18 protein-coding genes and 1 riboswitch are annotated in these 17,698 nt (G+C 69.4%); of the genes, 13 read left to right on the top strand and 5 right to left on the bottom strand.

Annotated elements, in window-relative coordinates; all coding sequences use genetic code 11:
- Nucleotides 1-9: 9 nt before the first annotated feature.
- The 3 genes from ABGB18_RS37655 to ABGB18_RS37645 form a co-directional block, all read right to left on the bottom strand.
- The gene (locus tag ABGB18_RS37655) at nucleotides 10-1,137 is read right to left on the bottom strand and encodes a S8 family serine peptidase (RefSeq protein ID WP_347700445.1); all 1,128 of its coding nucleotides are present in this window, start codon (nucleotides 1,135-1,137) and stop codon (nucleotides 10-12) included.
- Nucleotides 1,134-1,883: a hypothetical protein gene (locus ABGB18_RS37650; protein WP_347700444.1), complete on the bottom strand. Its 750-nt coding sequence runs from the start codon at nucleotides 1,881-1,883 to the stop codon at nucleotides 1,134-1,136. The genes ABGB18_RS37655 and ABGB18_RS37650 overlap by 4 nt, the downstream gene beginning before the upstream one ends.
- Nucleotides 1,884-1,958: 75 nt before the next feature.
- Nucleotides 1,959-2,765, bottom strand: a complete 807-nt coding sequence (locus ABGB18_RS37645) for an SAM-dependent chlorinase/fluorinase (RefSeq protein WP_347700443.1) — start codon at nucleotides 2,763-2,765, stop codon at nucleotides 1,959-1,961.
- Nucleotides 2,766-2,882: 117 nt separating this feature from the next.
- Between ABGB18_RS37645 and ABGB18_RS37640 the strand changes: the two genes are divergently transcribed.
- From ABGB18_RS37640 to ABGB18_RS37630, 3 genes are all read left to right on the top strand, one after another.
- Nucleotides 2,883-3,182, top strand: coding sequence for a DUF3263 domain-containing protein (locus tag ABGB18_RS37640; protein ID WP_347700442.1), 300 nt, complete (start codon nucleotides 2,883-2,885; stop codon nucleotides 3,180-3,182).
- 39 nt (nucleotides 3,183-3,221) lie between these two features.
- The gene (otsB, locus tag ABGB18_RS37635) at nucleotides 3,222-3,992 is read left to right on the top strand and encodes a trehalose-phosphatase (RefSeq protein ID WP_347700441.1); all 771 of its coding nucleotides are present in this window, start codon (nucleotides 3,222-3,224) and stop codon (nucleotides 3,990-3,992) included.
- 88 nt (nucleotides 3,993-4,080) lie between these two features.
- Nucleotides 4,081-4,662, top strand: coding sequence for a hypothetical protein (locus ABGB18_RS37630; RefSeq protein WP_347700440.1), 582 nt, complete (start codon nucleotides 4,081-4,083; stop codon nucleotides 4,660-4,662).
- 44 nt (nucleotides 4,663-4,706) lie between these two features.
- Here ABGB18_RS37630 and ABGB18_RS37625 read toward each other — a convergent pair whose 3' ends face one another.
- A complete protein-coding gene (locus ABGB18_RS37625; protein WP_347700439.1) occupies nucleotides 4,707-6,131 on the bottom strand; it encodes a trehalose-6-phosphate synthase in 1,425 nt (474 codons plus the stop codon).
- A gap of 31 nt (nucleotides 6,132-6,162) precedes the next feature.
- Here ABGB18_RS37625 and ABGB18_RS37620 point away from each other — a divergent pair, with 31 nt between their 5' ends.
- The 7 genes from ABGB18_RS37620 to ABGB18_RS37590 all read left to right on the top strand — a co-directional run bounded on the left by ABGB18_RS37620 (nucleotide 6,163) and on the right by ABGB18_RS37590 (nucleotide 12,935).
- On the top strand, nucleotides 6,163-6,717 hold the full coding sequence (locus ABGB18_RS37620; RefSeq protein ID WP_347700438.1) for an RNA polymerase sigma factor: 555 nt from the start codon (nucleotides 6,163-6,165) through the stop codon (nucleotides 6,715-6,717).
- Nucleotides 6,718-6,796: 79 nt separating this feature from the next.
- Nucleotides 6,797-6,938: riboswitch (SAM riboswitch) on the top strand.
- 13 nt (nucleotides 6,939-6,951) lie between these two features.
- Nucleotides 6,952-8,184, top strand: coding sequence for a threonine synthase (gene thrC / locus ABGB18_RS37615; protein WP_347700437.1), 1,233 nt, complete (start codon nucleotides 6,952-6,954; stop codon nucleotides 8,182-8,184).
- Nucleotides 8,185-8,208: 24 nt separating this feature from the next.
- Nucleotides 8,209-8,484 carry a MoaD/ThiS family protein gene (locus ABGB18_RS37610; protein WP_043633550.1) on the top strand — a complete coding sequence of 92 codons (276 nt, stop codon included), beginning with the start codon at nucleotides 8,209-8,211 and terminating at the stop codon, nucleotides 8,482-8,484.
- Between the two features lie 252 nt (nucleotides 8,485-8,736).
- Nucleotides 8,737-8,937 (top strand): cold-shock protein, encoded by a 201-nt coding sequence (locus ABGB18_RS37605; protein ID WP_020546479.1) that lies wholly within the window; start codon nucleotides 8,737-8,739, stop codon nucleotides 8,935-8,937.
- Between the two features lie 353 nt (nucleotides 8,938-9,290).
- Entirely contained in the window at nucleotides 9,291-10,919 is a 1,629-nt protein-coding gene (gene groL / locus ABGB18_RS37600) for a chaperonin GroEL (protein ID WP_347700436.1), read from the top strand.
- 150 nt (nucleotides 10,920-11,069) lie between these two features.
- Nucleotides 11,070-11,324, top strand: a complete 255-nt coding sequence (locus tag ABGB18_RS37595; RefSeq protein WP_347700435.1) for a hypothetical protein — start codon at nucleotides 11,070-11,072, stop codon at nucleotides 11,322-11,324.
- Between the two features lie 408 nt (nucleotides 11,325-11,732).
- Complete coding sequence (locus ABGB18_RS37590) at nucleotides 11,733-12,935, top strand: transposase (RefSeq protein WP_347700434.1); 1,203 nt, start codon at nucleotides 11,733-11,735, stop codon at nucleotides 12,933-12,935.
- A 234-nt stretch (nucleotides 12,936-13,169) separates the two neighbouring features.
- On the opposite strand, the gene ABGB18_RS37585 is transcribed toward ABGB18_RS37590, so the two are convergent.
- A complete protein-coding gene (locus tag ABGB18_RS37585) occupies nucleotides 13,170-14,066 on the bottom strand; it encodes a type II CAAX endopeptidase family protein (RefSeq protein WP_347700433.1) in 897 nt (298 codons plus the stop codon).
- Nucleotides 14,067-14,537: 471 nt separating this feature from the next.
- Here ABGB18_RS37585 and ABGB18_RS37580 point away from each other — a divergent pair, with 471 nt between their 5' ends.
- Genes ABGB18_RS37580 through ABGB18_RS37570 form a run of 3 tightly spaced genes read left to right on the top strand, consistent with a single transcriptional unit; the run spans nucleotide 14,538 to nucleotide 17,257 of the window.
- Complete coding sequence (locus ABGB18_RS37580; protein WP_347700432.1) at nucleotides 14,538-15,338, top strand: CPBP family intramembrane glutamic endopeptidase; 801 nt, start codon at nucleotides 14,538-14,540, stop codon at nucleotides 15,336-15,338.
- Nucleotides 15,339-15,347: 9 nt separating this feature from the next.
- A complete protein-coding gene (locus ABGB18_RS37575) occupies nucleotides 15,348-16,574 on the top strand; it encodes a histidine kinase (protein ID WP_347700431.1) in 1,227 nt (408 codons plus the stop codon).
- Nucleotides 16,571-17,257: a response regulator transcription factor gene (locus ABGB18_RS37570; RefSeq protein ID WP_347700430.1), complete on the top strand. Its 687-nt coding sequence runs from the start codon at nucleotides 16,571-16,573 to the stop codon at nucleotides 17,255-17,257. The genes ABGB18_RS37575 and ABGB18_RS37570 overlap by 4 nt, the downstream gene beginning before the upstream one ends.
- Nucleotides 17,258-17,698 lie beyond the last annotated feature (441 nt).

The following is a 17,698-nucleotide window of genomic DNA, read 5'->3' as shown; positions in this document are numbered from 1 at the left end:
GAGCGCTTGCTAGGCTGAATCCCTGCCACGCCTTCGGTGCCGCACGATCACCCGCGCCGACAGCGCCACCACCAGCGTCAGCATGCCCGCCACCACGGGGAGCCGGGACGGCGGCGGCGGCCCTTCGCCGAAGTACGCCCCCGGCGTGGGCGCCGCCGACGCGGGCGCCGCCAGCCGGTCGGCCGCCCGCAGGGCCAGCAGCGCGTTGGCCACCCCGTGCCCGTAGGCCCGGCTGTAACCGTCGGCCGGGCGCTTCCTGGTGCCCAGCTCGATGGCCCTGCGCACGTGATAGGGCGACATTTCCGGATGAGCCGCTTTTATCAGGGCGGCGATGCCCGCCACCAGGGCCGCCGCCGAGCTGGTGCCGTCGCCGACCACGTACGAGTCGGCCCCGTCGGCCGTGACGATCTCCGTGCCGGGCGCGACCACAGAGAGGTAGTCCTGCCGGTTGGAGAACCGGGCCACCTGGAGCGCCCGGTCCACCGCTCCCACCGCGATCACGCCGGGATAGGCGGCGGGGAAGTTCTTCCGGTTTCCCGCGTCGCCGTCGTTGCCCGAGGAGGCCACCAGCACCGCGCCCTTGCCGATCGCGTACTGGACGGACTCCTCCTCCGGCGCCGAGCCCTCCCACGACCCGCTGCCGCCGCCCAGCGACATGCTGATCACGTCGGCGCCATGGTCGGCCGCGTACCGGATGCCCTTGGCCAGCGCGTCGCCGCCGCCGGAGCGCCGCTGCTCACGGAGCGGGTCGCCGTTCTCCAGCGTGACCCGGACGGACAGCACCTCGGCCGCCGGCGCCACCCCGATGAGGCCGCGGCCGTCGCCGTGCCCGCGCCCGGCGATCAGGCTGGCCATGGCGGTCCCGTGCTGGCCCCACGGGCCCCTGGTGGCCCCGGTCAGGTCCGGCCCCGGCAGCACGGCGCCCGCCAGGTCGGGGTGGCGGGAGTTCACGCCGGTGTCCAGCACGGCCACGACCACGCCCGCGCCCCGGCTCATCCGCCACGCCTCCGGTAACCGCAGCGCGCCGAGCTGCCACTGCCCGGCCCGCGCGGCCTCGCCCATGTCGTCGGACGAGCTCGGCGCCGCGACCCCGACCACGAGCGCGGTCAGGAGCGCGGGAACGAGGAGCCTGTTCATCTCGTCAGCGCCCGGTGCAGCGTGGTCGCGAGCTGCCACGCGGCCTGGCGCAACCGCGGCACGGTACGGTGACCCGGCAGGTAGGGCCGCCCGTCGGCGTATCCGGCGGCCGTGGCCACCAGGTAGCTACCCCCGTAGCCGACCACCGCCCCGGTGAAATACTGCCGCTCGCCGAACCGCTCGGCGGGCCCGCCGGGAAACGCCACGGGCCGTACGGTGGCCGGCCGCACCCCGTCGAAGGGCCCGAGCCGGAGGGCGGAGGGACCGAAGCTCGCGAGCCTGGAGCCGCGGATGCCGGCGAGCCCGAAACCGTCGAACGCGAGCCTTTTGTGCGCCGGCCCGTCGAGCACGGCGATGCCCACGGTGGCGACGTAGGTCTGCGTGCTGTCGGCGTAGGTGGCGCGTAACGCGGTGCGGCATCCCGTCCGCACGGCGGCGGGCTGGAAGGCGGTCGCGCAGGGCGCCTCGGGGGCGACCCCGGTCAGCACGTACGTGACCCGCGCCCCGGACGGGCTGAGCCCCGGCACCGTGCCGGGGAAGATCCGGGCCACCGGCCACGCGTGCCAGCGCTCGGGCACGGGCGGATCCGGCGGGGGCCAGAGCGTGGACATCGCCACGGGGATCGCCACGGCGATCGCCTGGGTGATCGCCGTGTACTTGGTGGGCAGCGGAGCAGTGGACAGGTGGTACACGTCAACCTCGAACGGGAGGGGAGGGACGCCCGATCTGTCCGTGCATTCTGACACGCGGCCACCGAGGCTATCCGACGCTTCGGTAAACAGACCGATACGCGGAGTAATTCCGATCTGGGGGGTTTCATGCTAAGGAGTAGGCGAAAGTCGGACATGAGCCCCGGGTGGGAGCCCTAACCGCTGCGCGGCGTCGCCCGAGTTGACGGCGATCGCGATCAGCCCTGCCGAGTCCGCGAACGCCACCAGTTCCCCCGGCGGCACCGCCGCGAACGTCTCCCGGTACGGCAGCGAGAGCTGCCGCCGCCCCAGCCACACCCCGAGAGTGTCACCCACCCGCACGCCCAGCGCGTACAGGTCGCCGGCCGTGATCGAGAGCTGGGTGTTGCCGAAGCGGTCGACCGAGACGACCTCGCCCTCCACTGAGCCCTCGCGCAGCAGCGAGGTCGGCTCGGGCAGCCTGACCAGCCGATCCAGCGGCACCCGCGGCCCCAGGTCGGCCGGCGTCAGCCCGCCGCACAGCCGCCCCGCCACCGGGGCGTACACGTCCCGCCCGGGGAAGGTCGGCGAGACCGGGCGCAGGAAGTGCTCCTCGTTCCTGAGCTCGAAGGCGGCCTGCGCCCCGCCGCTGGCGTGCACCGCCCAGGACAGCAGGCCGTTGTCGGGGCCGATGAACACCCGGCCGCCCGCCTCCACGGCCACCGCGCGCCGGGCGCCCCCGGCTCCCGGATCGATCGCGCCGATATGGATGCCGAGGGGGAGGTACGGGATGGTCTGGGCGAGAACCGCCGCGCCTCGCCGTACGTCCCCGGCGGGAATCAGGTGGCACACGTCGATCACCCGGGCCTGCGGGGCGATCCCGGCGATCACGCCATGACAGGCCGCCACATAGCCATCTTCGAGCCCATAGTCGGTGAGGAGGGTGATTACGGAGGTCACATTTGGTGACTGTACGTCCCCCAATCCGTCGTGAACAGCCGCACTTCGCACATTACGATGGTCACGGGCCGCGTGTGGGCGATGTGATCGTCGCCCGCCCCTTTCGAGGAGGACACCATGGGAGCACCGCTCAGCGGTGACAATGCTGCCCAGGAGCCGTCCCACCAACCACTGTCCGAACGCGATCTGGAGCTCCTCGCCTTCGAACGCCAATGGTGGCGCTACGCGGGCGCGAAGGAGCATGCCATCAAGGAGAGCTTCGGGTTCTCCGCCACCCGCTACTACCAGTTGCTCGGTGAGTTGATCGATCGTCCCGAGGCGCTCGAGCACGATCCCATGCTGGTCAAGCGGCTGCGCAGGTTACGATCCACCCGTCAGCGCGACCGCGCGGCCAGAAGGCTCGGCATGCGTCCCTGACCGGCTGGGTACGGCAGGCGCGTGAAGAACATCCCTGGAATGGAAGCGATCTTGAGCGATCCGGCGGGCGCCGTGATCGGGCTCGACTTCGACGGGACCCTCTCGCCCATCGTGCCCGACCCCGCCACGGCCGTGATCCACCCGGAGGCGCCGGCGGTTCTCGCCGACCTCGGCGCCCACGTCGGCGCGGTGGCCATCGTGACCGGCAGGCCCGCGGCCACCGCGCTGGAGCTCGGGCCCGGCCTCGCCGACGTGCCCGGGCTGGTGGTGCTCGGCCACTACGGCTTCGAACGCTGGGAGGACGGCCGGGTCTCCGCACCGCCGCCACCCCCCGGCGTGCCGCGCGCCGAGGCGGAGTTGCCGCTGCTGCTCGACTCGCTCGGCCTGCGGGACGTGACCGTCGAGGACAAGGGCCGGGCCGTCGCGGTGCACACCCGGCGCAGCGCCGACCCCGAGGGGGCGTTCGCCACGCTGCGCGGGCCGCTGGCCAAGCTGGCCGAGAAGCACGGTCTGGTGGTCGAGCCCGGGCGCATGGTGCTGGAGCTGCGGCCGCCCGGCATGGACAAGGGGCACGCGCTCAGCCTGTTCCTGGCGGAGCGGGCCGCGAGGTCCGTCATGTTCGTCGGTGACGATCTGGGCGACCTGGCCGCGTTCGACGCCGTACGCGCCTCCGGGCTGCCGGGTGTGACCGTGTGCAGCGGGTCCGCTGAGGTGACGGCGCTGGCCGAGCGGGCCGACATCGTGGTGGACGGGCCCGAGGGCGTGGTGGCGCTGCTCGCCGAGCTGGCCTCCGCCTTCACCCGCCCGTGACGGGCCCGCGAGCCGCCGAAGTTCGCGATCGGCCCGAGCACAGCCATTCGTGACCGGATTGCAAGCCGCGGGCCCTAGGGTCGACCGCATGTCCAAGCGTTGCCTTGCCGTCGCGGCCGTCGCCGCGGCCACCCTGCTCGCCGTTCCCCTCCCCGCGACCGCCTCGGCCGCGCCCACGCAGGCGCTCAAGCTCAGGGGCGGCCTGACGCTCCACCTGCCGGCCACGTGGAAGGCGCATCGCGTCGCCGCCGACTGGACCCGGGTGGTCACCGGCAAGTGCGCCAAGCCCACGAGCTCGTACGGCACTCCCGGCTGCGACAGCTTCTGGGTGCTCGGGCCCAAGGCGTCCAAGCGAGGCGACGAGATCTTCCGGCCCTACACCGGTGCCCGGCCCTTCTACCCGGCCACGGACGTACAGCCCTGCCCGCACAACGGCGCGTGGAGCCAGGTGCTCGGCAAGATCAGGACCAAGGGCCTGCGCCAGGTCGGCCCCGGGCACAAGGCCGCCTACAACGAGTGGAACGCCACCTGCGTCACCCGCACGCGCTTCGAGCGGAAGTCCCGTTACGTGCAGCGCGAGTGGTATCTGCCGGCGACCGGGATCCTCGTCGTCGACCAGTGGAGCACGCCGGGGCTGGCCGCCGCGCTCAAGGACGCCGACTGGCGCTGACCCCGTTCAGCTCAGAAGGGTGCCGACCGGCGCTGACCCCCCGTTCAGCTCAGGGCGTCGAGCTGGGCCGCGAGCCACTTGTCCGGTGGCAGGGCGGTGGCCGCGGCGTACAGCTTGTCGCGCCGCATCCGGCGCTCATCCTCGGGCATGACCAGCGCGTCGTGCAGCGCGCCGGCGGTGCCGCTGATGTCGTAGGGATTGACCATCAGCGCGTACGGGCTCAGCTCGGCCGCCGCCCCCGCCTCGCGCGAGAGCACGAGCGCGCACCGGGGCGACAGGATCGGGCCCTCCTTGGCGACCAGGTTCATGCCGTCGCGGATGGGGTTGACCAGCAGCACGTCGGCCATCCGGTACGCGGCCAGCGAACGCGGATAGTCGTCGTTGACGTTGAGGATCAGCGGGTCCCAGTCCTCGGTGGCGTATTCGTCCTCGATCTCCTGGGCGCGGCGCTGCACCGACGCGGTGTATTCACGGTATTCGGGCAGGTCGTGACGGCTGGGATAGGCGAAGGCCAGGTGCACCACGCGCCCGTGCCACTCGGGGTGCGCGGCGAGGAACTCGCGGTAGGCCACCAGGCCGCGCACGATGTTCTTCGACAGCTCGGTGCGGTCGATGCGGACGATCAGGTGGCGGTCGCCCACCTGCTCCCTGAGCGCGGTCATGTGCGACTCGACGTCGGGCTCGCAGGCCCGCTGCCAGAGCGCCTCGCCGTCCACGCCGAGGCTGTGCACCCCGATGCGGGTCGTCCTGCCCTCGTGCGTGACGCTGCGGCCGACGCGGTCCACCTCCGCGCCCAGCAACGACTCGCAGCAGTCCATGAACGCCCGCGCCCACCTGTCGGCCAGGAACCCGGCGTGATCGGCGCCCAGGATGCCCTCCAGGACCTCCCCGACCACCTCGTCGGGCAGCAGGGAGAAGTATTCGGGCGGCGCCCACGGGGTGTGGCTGAAGTGGGCGACGCGCAGGTCGGGCCGTTCGGCGCGGAGCATCGCCGGGGTCAGGGTCAGGTGGTAGTCCTGCACCATCACCCGGGCGCCGTGCCCGGCGTTCTCGGCCAGCGCCAGCGCGAACGCGCCGTTGTAGTCGCGGTAGGACTCCCACTCGCGCTCGAACCTCGTGCCGAAGTTGGGCGAGTTGGGGATGTCGTAGAGCAGGTGGTTGACGAACCACAGGGTGGAATTGGCCACAGCGTTGTAGGCGCGGTGGAAGGTGGCCGGCGGGATGTCGAGCATCCGCACCGGGCCCGTGTCGTAGCCGGCCTGGTCGATCCGGCCGCCGGGAGCCAGGCGTACGGCGCTGCGGTCGCCGTCGGACAGCGCGGCGCACACCCACAGCACGCCGTCGTCCTTGGCCACTCCCGACAGCCCGGACACCAGGCCGCCACCCCCGCGTTTCATGGTCAGCTCGCCGTCGTCGGAGACGGTGAAGGAGACGGGCCCTCTGTTGGAGGCCAGCAGAATGCTGTTCATCTAGGCTCCCTTCGACCATAGGATCCCAGCTATGGCGCTTGATGAGCTAACCGAGGAACTCGCCCGCTCCGCCGCCGCCGGGGACCACCGTGCGCTTGGCGAGCTGCTGGCGCGGATCGAGCCTGATGTGATGCGTCACTGCGCCCGGATTCTGCCCTATCACCAGGACGCGGAGGAGGCCTCGCAGGACACTCTGCTGGCCGTGGCGCGCAACATCGGGCGGTTCGAGGGGCGGGCCAGGTTCAGCACCTGGCTGCACATCGTGACGGCCAACTGCGCGCGGACCACCTACCGCTCGCTCAAACGCAGGGCGGCCGAGCAGAGCTCGGACGAGCTGCCGATGCAGAAGCCGGACGTGCGCCGGGTCAGCGTCATCGCGGGGTCACGGCTCGACCTGCTGGATGCCATGGAGGCGTTGGAGGCCGACAAGCCCGATCTGGCGCAGGCGCTGGTGTTGCGTGACATCGTCCAGCTCGACTACAACGAAGTGGCTGAACAGCTCAAGATTCCGCTGGGCACTGCGAAGTCGCGCATTCACCAGGCGCGCAAATATGTGCAGGGAGTGCTGGGCGAAGACTATCGCTGAGACCACCCGTCTCATCTATTGAGACGGGTGGATGTTTCGGCCACTTGGGCGGGTAGAGTCCATTTCGACAACTGAATATTGCTCATCCAGAGGGGTGGAGGGACCGGCCCTGCGAAGCCCCGGCAACCCTCCCGGTTCTGAGGCTCGCGACCTGGCGAGGCCGACCGGGACAGGTGCCAATTCCGGTCTGCGGTCAAGGTGGCCGCGGGCGAAGATGAGGGAAGGCCTCGCTTCATGTCGCTTGACTTTGGTCCTGCTGTCGGTCTGTCCTGCCGCGAGTGCGGCAAGGGTTATCCGCTGGGTCCGAGCTTCGCCTGTCAGGAGTGTTTCGGGCCGCTCGAAGCCGCCTATTCGTTCGGTGAAGTCACCCGCGCGGACATCGAGTCCGGCCCTGCCAACATCTGGCGTTACCGGTCGCTGCTGCCGGTCCCGGCCGACGTCATGAGTAAGCCCAACATGAACCCCGGCTGGACCAAACTTGTCAAGGCGGACCACCTCGCCCGGGCGCTCGGCCTTCGGTCCCTGCACGTGAAGGACGACTCGGGCAATCCCACCCACTCCTTTAAGGACCGGGTGGTCGCCATGGCGGTCGAGGCGGCCCGCAATTTCGGTTTCCACACCCTCTCCTGCTCCTCGACCGGCAACCTCGCCGGCGCGGTCACGGCCGCGGCGGCCCGGGCCGGGCTGGAGGCGTGCGTGTTCATCCCGGCCAACCTCGAACAGGCCAAGATCGCCATGGCCCGGGTGTTCGGCGGCAGATTGATCGGGATCGACGGCAACTACGACGACGTCAGCAGGTTCTGCTCGGAGCTGATCGGTGACCCGATGGGCGACAAGTGGGGCTTCGTCAACGTCAACCTGCGGCCCTACTACGCCGAGGGCTCCAAGACGCTCGCATACGAGATCGCCGAGCAGCTCGGGTGGCGGCTGCCCGAGCAGATCATCATCCCGATCGCCTCCGGTTCGCAGCTCACGAAGATCGACAAGGGCTTCAAGGAGCTGGTGGCGCTGGGGCTGGTCGAGGACACGCCGTACAAGATCTTCGGGGCGCAGGCGGCCGGGTGCTCGCCGGTGTCGAGCGCGTACAAGGCCGGGCACGACGTCGTCCGGCCGGTCAAGCCCGACACCATCGCCAAGTCCCTGGCCATCGGCAACCCGGCCGACGGGCCCTACGTGCTGGACATCGCCCGGCGCACCGGCGGGGGCGTCGAGGACGTCACCGACGCCGAGATCGTGGCGGCGATCAAGCTGCTGGCCGCGACCGAGGGCGTCTTCGCCGAGACCGCGGGCGGCGTGACGGTGGGCGTGCTGAAGAAGCTCGTCGAGACGGGACAGCTCGATCCCGAGGCCGAGACCGTGGTGCTCAACACCGGTGACGGGCTCAAGACGCTGGACGCGATCAGCGACGACGCCCAGCCCACCGCCGTGATCCGGCCCTCTCTCGACGCGTTCCGCGCGGCTGTCTGACAATCAGGAAAGGCGAACTTAAACATGAGCGTTTCTGTGCGGATTCCGACGATTCTGCGCACCTACACCGGCGGCAACGCGGAGGTGAGTGGTGAGGGCGCGACTCTTCGTGACGTCCTTGCCAAGCTCGACTCCGACTACCCGGGGATCGGCGCGAGAATTCTGGATGAATCGGGCAAGATTCGTCGTTTTGTCAACGTATACGTGGGGGAAGAGGACGTCCGATTTGCCGAAGGGCTCGACACTCCTGCCCCTGAGGGCACACAGATCTCAATCATCCCCGCCGTAGCCGGCGGCTGAGTGCCGAACACCCGAACACGTCCACCCTAGAAGGCGCCCCTAGCGGGCGCCTTCTGCTTTTCCTGGTCAATTCAAGGTTGAACCACCTTGTCCGCGAAGAAATACGTAGTTTGCGGATTGACTCTGTTGCCGAACCCCGTGCCACAGGTATGGTCGAGGGCGATCGTCTGGCTTGATTTCCGTTAAGTCGCACGATTACAGGTCTCGCGGAGGAATGGGCGAGATCTGGGAGCCCAGTAAGAGGAGTCGGAAGTGGCGCAGGGCACCGTCAAGTGGTTCAACGCGGACAAGGGCTACGGCTTCATCGCGGTAGACGGTGGTAAGGATGTATTTGTCCATTACTCAGCGATCCTGATGGACGGGTACCGATCTCTCGAACAGGGGCAGCGCGTCGAGTTCGAGATCACGCAGGGCCAGAAGGGGCCGCAGGCGGAGTCCGTCCGGGCGGTCTGAATCACCTCACTGGTATGCACCGGCCGGGATCGCACGGCAGCGCAGTCCGTGTGAGCCTGCCACACAACCTTTCGTCGACTTGGGGTCCGGCGGGTCGCATCCAGCGGCCCGCCGGAGTTACTTGGCGGTAGGGCCGGCTTGGGGACTGACCTGGGGCTGCATGCCCGTCAGGTGGGTGCTCGCTTGCACTCGGCAGGGTAGAGTGCTAAACAGTTCGTTGGCACTCTGTGCAGCAGAGTGCCAACACTCGGATCGAGACGATGGGGTCTGCCGAACGGAGATGCTGACCCATGCCGTCGCGGGCGTCGGCTCGGTCCACGACAAGCCACCCTGCATCTGGGAGGTCTAGCCTTATGGCAGCCAAGATGATCGCGTTTGACGAGGACGCCCGGCGCGGTCTCGAGCGCGGTATGAACCAGCTCGCCGACGCCGTCAAGGTGACCTTGGGTCCCAAGGGCCGCAACGTCGTGCTGGAGAAGAAGTGGGGCGCCCCCACGATCACCAACGACGGTGTCTCGATCGCCAAGGAGATCGAGCTCGAGGACCCTTGGGAGAAGATCGGCGCCGAGCTGGTCAAGGAAGTCGCCAAGAAGACCGACGACGTCGCCGGCGACGGCACCACCACCGCCACCGTGCTCGCCCAGGCGCTGGTGCGTGAGGGCCTGCGCAACGTGGCCGCCGGCGCCAACCCGATGGCTCTGAAGAAGGGCATCGAGGCCGCCGTCGAGCGGGTCAGCGAGGAGCTTTCCAAGCTGGCCAGGGACGTGGAGACCAAGGAGCAGATCGCCTCCACCGCCTCCATCTCCGCCGCCGACGCCGAGATCGGCTCGCTCATCGCCGAGGCGATGGACAAGGTCGGCCAGGAAGGCGTCATCACCGTCGAGGAGAGCAACACCTTCGGCCTGGAGCTCGAGCTCACCGAGGGCATGCGCTTCGACAAGGGCATGACGTCGATGTACTTCGTCACCGACTCGGACCGCATGGAGGCCGTGCTCGAGGACCCGTACATCCTGATCGTCAACAGCAAGGTCTCGGCCAACAAGGACCTGCTGCCGCTGCTCGACAAGGTCGTGCAGGCCGGCAAGCCGCTGCTGATCATCGCTGAGGACGTCGAGGGCGAGGCGCTGGCCACCCTGGTCGTCAACAAGATCCGTGGCCTGTTCCGCTCGGTGGCCGTCAAGGCTCCGGGCTTCGGCGACCGCCGCAAGGCCATGCTCAACGACATCGCGATCCTGACCGGTGGCCAGGTCATCGCCGAGGAGGTCGGCCTCAAGCTGGAGACCGCCACCCTCGACCTGCTGGGCCGCGCCCGCAAGGTGGTCGTGACCAAGGACGAGACCACGATCGTGGACGGCGCCGGTGACGCCGAGCAGATCTCCGGGCGGGTCAACGAGATCCGCGCCGAGATCGAGCGCACCGACTCCGACTACGACCGGGAGAAGCTCCAGGAGCGGCTGGCCAAGCTGGCCGGCGGCGTGGCCGTGATCAAGGCCGGCGCCGCGACCGAGGTGGAGCTGAAGGAGCGCAAGCACCGCATCGAGGACGCCGTGCGCAACGCGCAGGCGGCCGTCGAGGAGGGCATCGTCCCCGGTGGTGGCGTGGCGCTGCTGCAGGCCGGGGCCAAGGCGTTCGACAAGCTGGAGCTGTCGGGCGACGAGGCCACGGGCGCGGCGATCGTGAAGAAGGCTCTGGAGGAGCCGCTCAAGCAGATCGCCGTCAACGCCGGCCTCGAGGGTGGCGTCGTGGTGGAGCGGGTGCGCAACCTCACCCCGGGTGAGGGCCTGAATGCCGCTTCGGGCGAATATGTCAACATGTTCGACGCCGGCATCCTGGACCCGGCCAAGGTGACGCGTTCGGCGCTGCAGAACGCCGCGTCCATCGCGGCGCTGTTCCTCACCACCGAGGCCGTCATCGCCGAGAAGCCCGAGAAGACCCCTGCCGCTCCGGCCATGCCGGGTGGCGGCGGCGACATGGACTTCTAGGTCTTTTCTTCGCCGTTCCCAACGAGGGCGGCCCGGATTTCCGGGCCGCCCTCGTTTCGATTCCCAGGTATTACGTTTCAGAATTGATCCGCTACTTGGAGTGAGGAAGTCTGGTTGCCGCCAAACCTCTCAGGCAAGAGGAGTAGTTGCATGTTCTCTCGCACCAAGCGCTTTTTCGGCGTCGCCGCCCTCGCCCTGGCCGCCGCCACCGCCCTGGCCGCCCCCGGCCGCGCGGACGCCACGGTCGCCGAGTCGCAGATCATCAACCCCTTCGGCAGTGATTTCAAAGTCCTGAAGAAGCTGCGGGTGCCGTTCTGTCTGCCCAGCCCGCACGTGGGGCTGCCGCCGGTGGACGTGTTGATGCCGGAGCTCACGTCGTGTGCCGGCGCGTCGGCGGGCAACTGATCGCGCACACCACGCCGGATTCCGGACACCCTGCCGAGGTCGGTGGGGCGCCCTTTTCGGGTGGTGGGGTGTTTTGGGGGGCGGGGCCTTTTGGGCCTGGGGGCGTTTTGGCGGTTGGCTCGGATTGGCGGCGATGACCGTATTCGGCGGAGTCATTTCTCCGGCCACGGTTAGGCTCAGCCCACGTGAGCTGGATGTGCTGGCGTTTTGGCTGAAGGCGATGGCGTTCCCTGCGCGTTCACGCCGACCTGGTGGGCGGGTGAGTCCGGGGCCGGGCGACGCTATTCCGGCATCGCCGTACACCTGAGCGCGTAAACATTCAGGCCGTGCGCAGGGTGTGACCTTCCGGCTAGGTGTGCTACCGTCCGTGACTTTGATCAAGCGGGCGGATGATGGTGTGATCTTCTGGTGTCAGGCCTGGAGGAGATGCCCCGCGAGGAGTTGATTGCTCTGACGCGTGCCCTCTTGGTGGAGAACGCCGCCCTGCGCGAGCGCGTGGCGATCCTGGAGAAGCAGAACGCCGAGTTGCGGGAGCGAGCGGCCCGCCTGGAACGGTTGATCTCGCGCAACAGCGGCAATTCCGGGATGCCGCCCTCGGTCGATGACCTGCCGGGCCGTACTGCACCTAAGAAGCGTGCGGCGAAGAGCGGGCAGGCGGGTAAGCGCGGGCCCGGCAAGCAGCCCGGTGCCGAGGGGACGGCGTTGGCCTGGTCGGATCGGGTGGCTGCCGGGGACATCACTGAGTACTTCCCGCAAGGGTCGTGTGCGTGCGGGGCCGACCTGGGCGAGGCGGCCGATCTGGGGGTGACGGCTCGTCATCAGCAGATCGAGATTCCGCTGGTGAGCGCCCGGCGCTTTCAGCTCAACCTGCACACGGTGGCCTGCCGGTGCGGAAGGGTGCACTGCGCCGAGCGTCCGGCCGGGGTGCCCGCCGCGCCGGTCAGCTTCGGGATCAACCTGCAAGCCTGGTGCGTCTATCTCATGGTGGTCCACGCGATCCCGGTGCACCGCTGCGTTGAGCTGGTCACTTCGCTGACCGGGGCCGAGCCCTCGCCCGGTTTCGTCCACGGCCTGATCAGCCGGGCCGCCGGCGCGGTGGCCAAGGCCAACGCCCGCATCCGGACCCTGCTCACCCTCGCCCACGTGGTGTGCTGCGATGAGACGCCGATCCGGGTCGGGCCGGCGAAGGCCAAGCGGTATCTGCTGGTGGCCGCCACCAAGTCGCTGACCTGGTACAGGCGAGGAGGTGCGCGTCCCAAGACGCCGGAGTCCGACTGGAATGCGGTCGATGTCGAGCGGTGTGATCTGTTGCCCCCGCCACGTCCGACGGGCCGGAGGCCATCCGCCGGACGTCGTCGCGCAAATCCTCGTGCACGCATCCCGACCGGGCACCGGTCTGGACCCTTTCAACCCTCGCGAGCGCGCGGACCGGCGTTGTCACCGCTGCGCTGCCTGGAGGATGGCCGGCGGCGCACCTGGCGGTACAGCAAGCTGTACCTGAGCACCGAGGTCGCCGGCCGCCCCGGCACCCTGCAGATGAAGCTGGACATCCTGAAGGCCCGCGGGCTACTTCGACACCTTCCCCCCATAGGCGCGTTCCGCACGTGGTAGCGGGGCCGGTGTATGGACAGTGCGGTCTCCGGTGCTCGAACGAAGGGCGCGGAAGCCGCTACGACCGCCTGTGATCACGACCTTCTTGCCGTCGTGCTTGCCCATAAGAACGTTCGCTTTCTCGAAATCGCGTGCTTCAAGGGTGCGGCTGGGCGGTGTGTCAACCAGGCGTCCGGCCTTCCTGGGGCCCGCCGGTACCAGGAAGGCCGGCGGCGGCTCCTCCATGCCCGGCGGTCAGGCGGTGGGCTTGGCGCGGTGCGGGCGGCGACGGATCTGGCCGGTGCGGGCTGCCCTCCGCAGCAGGAGGATCGTGGGCACCAGGCAGACCAGCAGTGCGAGCAGGCTGGCCTCGGGTCCGAAGATGCCCCCGGTCACTGCGGACGGGCCGGACAGGGTGACGTTCAGCAGGCCGTGAGGCGGCGTGTCCGACCCGGAGAGCATGACACCGAAGATGCCGGCGTGGGTGAAGTTCCAGGCGAAGTGCAGGCCGATGGGCAGCCACAGCGAGCGGGTGGTGATGTAGGCGGCGGTCATCATGAATCCGCCTGTCAAGGCGATCGAGAGCGCGCCCCATAGCGTGGCGTTGACGTTGACCAGGTGCGTCGCACCGAACAGCAGCGTGGAGACGACCAGGGCGATCACGGTGCCGGTGCGTTCCTCCATGATGCGGAACAGGACCCCGCGGAACAGGGCTTCCTCGGCCACTGCGACGCTCGCCATCATGCCGGCGGTGCCGAGGGATCCGCCGAAGGAACCCCAGGACACCTCCTGCCAGCCACCGAACATCGCGATCAGCACCATCAACGCGGTGAACAGGCCGAACCCGAGCAGCGCGCCGCGCCACAGGTGGGACCATCTGCCCGTCTTACCGAGTTCGGGGATGCTCGGCCGGAGCTCGACGGTTCGGCAGAGCCAGTGGTAGCAGGCCACACCGACGACGGCCAGGCCGGCCCCTACCAGCAGGGCGAGGATCGGGAGGGGCGAGACGAGTTGGTTGATCCCGGCGATCGCTGTCATCACACCGAACAACGTGACCAGCAGGACGGGGAACCGGAACGTGCGCAACCGGCGTCGGCGCGGGGAGGGGCCGGCCTGCGGGAGGGTGCCTTCCGGATGGTCCTTGGGCATCATGACTGCGATCCTCTCGACTGGATTTCCGCAGTGATTTCGCTGCGGCGCAAGGCAGATTACGGAGCGGAGCGGGCTGTGCCATCCCACTGGAACGGACATCCCCGGTAGTTCTCACGGGGGACAGGAACCGTGCCGGATCACCCTCACCAGCCGTGACCCGCCGGGCGGGGGCGTCCGCCCGGCAAACCACGAGATGTGGACGACGGCTGCTATCAGGCCGCGAAACTCGGCACAGGCTGGAACCCGGCTGCGCGTAGCGGGCTTCGCGCGCTGGATTCCACCTTCCGCTGCTGCTCGGTTCTTCGATCCCTCGTGAGAGCTACCGGAAACTGTCCACTCACTGGTGATTCGCCGTCTTGCGCCGCCCTCATAGCGTTGCTGCTGCGTCGCCGGCATCACCGGACGTCAACGGAGGTCACCATGAGTACGCAAGATGTTGCCGCACATCAGACATCCCCTGCTGGCGGTCGGATGCGGAGGATCGGCCGGTCCCCCCTCGTCTGGGGGCTGATCGGACTGCTCGGAGTCAGTGTGGTGTCGGCCCTGACCTCGAGCGGACCGGTGCCGGCCGTGGTGGGGGCGGTCGCCGCGGTGGCCGTCTACTGGGCGGTCATGCGCCTCGTCGCCGGACGGGCCACGCCGGAGATCGCCTGGCGTGGGGCGCGGCGGGAGGCGTTGCACGGCGCCGGGATCGGTCTGGGCTTCGTGCTCGCCTCGGTGCTCCTGATCACGGTCGCCGGGGGCTACTCGTTCTCCTGGTCGTCGGAGAGTTTCCTGCCGGTCGTCTTCACGGTGGCCGCGACGACGGCCGGCGCGGCCGTCACCGAGGAGCTGATGTTCCGCGGCCTGGCCCTGCAGGGCCTCGAGCAGTTGTACGGCAGCCGAGCGGCCCTGGTGGTCACCGGTCTGCTGTTCGGCGCGATCCATCTGTTCAACCCGGGTGCCACGCTGTGGAGCTCGCTGGCGATCGCGCTGGAGGCAGGCGTTCTGCTCGGAGCCGCCTACCTCTGGCGGCGCAGCATCTGGTTCGTCGTGGGCCTGCACTTCGCCTGGAACGTGGCCGAAGGGCTGCTCGGCATCCCGGTCTCCGGCCACGCCTCCCCTGGGCTGCTGGTCGTCGAAGTGACCGGTCCTATGGCGTTGACTGGCGGCGGCTTCGGGCTGGAGGCGTCGATCGTGCCCGTCCTGGTGAGCGTGCTGCTCGCCGTGCCGATGCTCGTTCTCGCCCGCCGTAGCGGCCATCTGGTGCGGAGGCGTCGTGGCCGTCGTTAGGCTTGCCCGATGCTCTCGAAGGTCACCCGTTCTGTCCGGTCTTGGTCGGACTCGTGGCGAGCCGGCCCCGCCTTCGCGAAGGACGGCGCGCTGGCGGCAGTGCTCACGCTGCTGGCATTCGTACCGACACTGTCCGCCATCTCAGCGCAGATCGGCGACCTGCCCAGGCGCCCGTCCGACGCGCTGGCCCTGGCGTTGACCCTGGCGCAGTCGGCACCGCTGGCCCTGCGCGGCCGATGGCCCGCGGCCTGTCTGGCGGTCATCGGCACCGCCTTCGCGGTTGATCAGGCGCTGTCCTATCCCCCGACGTTCGCCAGCGTGGGGCTCTATCTGGCGCTGTACGCGGCCGGAGCTCATCAGGTCCGGTTCCGTCGCGGCTTGGCCGCGGTGTCGACCGCGGGCTATGCCGTGCTGGCGGTCGTGCTGCACGGCCTGGGGTCGCCCAATCGAGTCCAGGATTTTCTCGCGTTCTACCTAGCATTGGTGGTGATCTGGATGGCTGGCGTGGGGATGCGCCGGTGGCGGGCTGAGGAGGCCGAGCGCCGGCGGCTCAGCGCGGACGTGGCCAGGGCCGTCGAGCGGGCACGCATCGCCCGCGATTTGCACGACGTGGTCACGCATCATGTGACCGCCATGGTGGTCCAGGCCGACGCGGCACAGTTCATGGTCGGTACGGCGCCGGAAAGCGCCGGGGCCGGTCTGGCCGCCATCAGCGACACCGGGCGGCGGGCACTGAGGGAGCTGCGGCACCTGCTCGGTGTGCTGGAGGCGACCGGAGAATCGGGCCCCGCGGACCGCACGCCCACGCTGGGCAGGATCGCCGACCTGGTCGAACAGGCTCGCCTGTCCGGCCAGCCGGTCGAACTGGCCGAGCACGGCGAGCAGCGGCCACAGGATGTGGACGTGGAGCTGGCCGCCTACCGGGTGGTCCAGGAAGCGCTCACCAACGCGATGAAATACGCGACAGGGCGGCGCACCACGGTCACGGTGCACCGCCACCCCGACCGCATCGCCATCGAGGTGACCAACGACGGGCCCAGCGGGACAGGCTCTGTCGAGCCCGGGCCCCCCAAGGCCGAGCCCACCGGGACCGGGCCCCTCGTGCCGTCGGGCGGGCGAGGACTGGACGGGCTGCGCCAGCGGCTGCGCATGCTCGACGGCGAACTGGTCGCCGCGGGCTTGCCCGAGGGCGGGTTCAGCGTCCGCGCCCTCATCCCCTCCGGGAGCGAGACATGACCGACAACCCGATCAAGGTTCTCATCTGCGAGGACCAGGAACTGGTGCGGGCCGGCTACATCACCATCTTCTCCGCCCAGCCCGACATGGACGTGGTCGGGGAGGCTGCGGACGGCCGCGCGGCGGTCGAGGCGGCGCGGCGGCTGTGCCCGGACGTCATCGTGATGGACATCCGGATGCCCATCCTGGACGGCATCGAGGCCACCCGGCAACTGGCCGGTCCCGGCAGCGCCACTCCGGCGAAGGTGCTGGTCGTCACCACCTTCAACGTCGATGAGTACGTCTACGAAGCGCTCAAGGCCGGAGCCAGCGGCTTCCTGCTCAAGGACACGCCACCGACGGAGCTGGTCAACGGCGTGCGGACCATCGCACGTGGCGAGTCCCTGCTGGCCCCCGCTGTCACCCGCACCCTCATCGGCCACTTCGCCGACCGCCTCCGCCCCGCCGACACCTCCAAGCCGGCCAGGGACGAGATCGTACGCGCGCTGACCCCGCGCGAGCTCGAAGTGCTCCAACAGATCTCCGAGGGCCGGTCGAACGCGGAGATCGCCGAGAAGCTGTTCATCAGCGCCGAGACCGTGAAAACCTACGTGTCACGGATCCTGACGAAACTCCATCTGCGCGACCGCGTCCAGGCGGTCGTCCTCGCCTACCGCGTGGGGCTCGTCTCCGGTGCGGACTGAATCCCGACCCGGTCCGCGCCGCGAGGCCGGCGGCGTCCTCACACCAGACAGAGCACGATGGAGGACACCCAGCACCGGCCCAGGACATTGGACCCACTTCGTCTAGGGTCTGAGGGCGAGGAGGTGGAGATGCCGGCCGCCTCGGAGGCGAAGACACGCGAGATGACGGCCGCCAGGCGGTCCGCTCGCCCGGGGGACGTGATCGCCCGTACGCGCGTCACCCTGGACGGGCTCGGCAACTGGACCTTTCCGTCGGTCACCCGTGGTGCCGAGCACCGCGGGGAAGGAGAACTCCACGATCCCGAGGCCGTTCGCCGACAGGACGTAGGGCAACCAGCCGACCCAGCTCATCAGATTCGCCAGGACGAAGAAGCTGATCAGTGGACGGCGGCGGATGAAGCTCTGAAGCCCGGTCTGACCCGTAGCCTGCTCGGCAACCGG

This window comes from Nonomuraea sp. B12E4 (assembly GCF_039871825.1).
Lineage (GTDB): Bacteria > Actinomycetota > Actinomycetes > Streptosporangiales > Streptosporangiaceae > Nonomuraea.
Note: the sequence above shows the minus strand (reverse complement) of the source record. Positions and strands in the feature narration are given on the sequence as shown.

Bases quoted from the DNA above. Each gene is read 5' to 3' on its own strand.
- ABGB18_RS37655 (WP_347700445.1), bottom strand. From the start codon at position 1,137: ATGAACAGGCTCCTCGTTCCCGCGCTCCTGACCGCGCTCGTGGTCGGG.
- ABGB18_RS37640 (WP_347700442.1), top strand. From the start codon at position 2,883: ATGGGAGCACCGCTCAGCGGTGACAATGCTGCCCAGGAGCCGTCCCAC.
- otsB (WP_347700441.1), top strand. From the start codon at position 3,222: ATGGAAGCGATCTTGAGCGATCCGGCGGGCGCCGTGATCGGGCTCGAC.
- ABGB18_RS37630 (WP_347700440.1), top strand. From the start codon at position 4,081: ATGTCCAAGCGTTGCCTTGCCGTCGCGGCCGTCGCCGCGGCCACCCTG.
- ABGB18_RS37625 (WP_347700439.1), bottom strand. From the start codon at position 6,131: ATGAACAGCATTCTGCTGGCCTCCAACAGAGGGCCCGTCTCCTTCACC.
- ABGB18_RS37620 (WP_347700438.1), top strand. From the start codon at position 6,163: ATGGCGCTTGATGAGCTAACCGAGGAACTCGCCCGCTCCGCCGCCGCC.
- thrC (WP_347700437.1), top strand. From the start codon at position 6,952: ATGTCGCTTGACTTTGGTCCTGCTGTCGGTCTGTCCTGCCGCGAGTGC.
- ABGB18_RS37610 (WP_043633550.1), top strand. From the start codon at position 8,209: ATGAGCGTTTCTGTGCGGATTCCGACGATTCTGCGCACCTACACCGGC.
- groL (WP_347700436.1), top strand. From the start codon at position 9,291: ATGGCAGCCAAGATGATCGCGTTTGACGAGGACGCCCGGCGCGGTCTC.
- ABGB18_RS37595 (WP_347700435.1), top strand. From the start codon at position 11,070: ATGTTCTCTCGCACCAAGCGCTTTTTCGGCGTCGCCGCCCTCGCCCTG.
- ABGB18_RS37585 (WP_347700433.1), bottom strand. From the start codon at position 14,066: ATGATGCCCAAGGACCATCCGGAAGGCACCCTCCCGCAGGCCGGCCCC.
- ABGB18_RS37580 (WP_347700432.1), top strand. From the start codon at position 14,538: ATGCGGAGGATCGGCCGGTCCCCCCTCGTCTGGGGGCTGATCGGACTG.
- ABGB18_RS37575 (WP_347700431.1), top strand. From the start codon at position 15,348: ATGCTCTCGAAGGTCACCCGTTCTGTCCGGTCTTGGTCGGACTCGTGG.
- ABGB18_RS37570 (WP_347700430.1), top strand. From the start codon at position 16,571: ATGACCGACAACCCGATCAAGGTTCTCATCTGCGAGGACCAGGAACTG.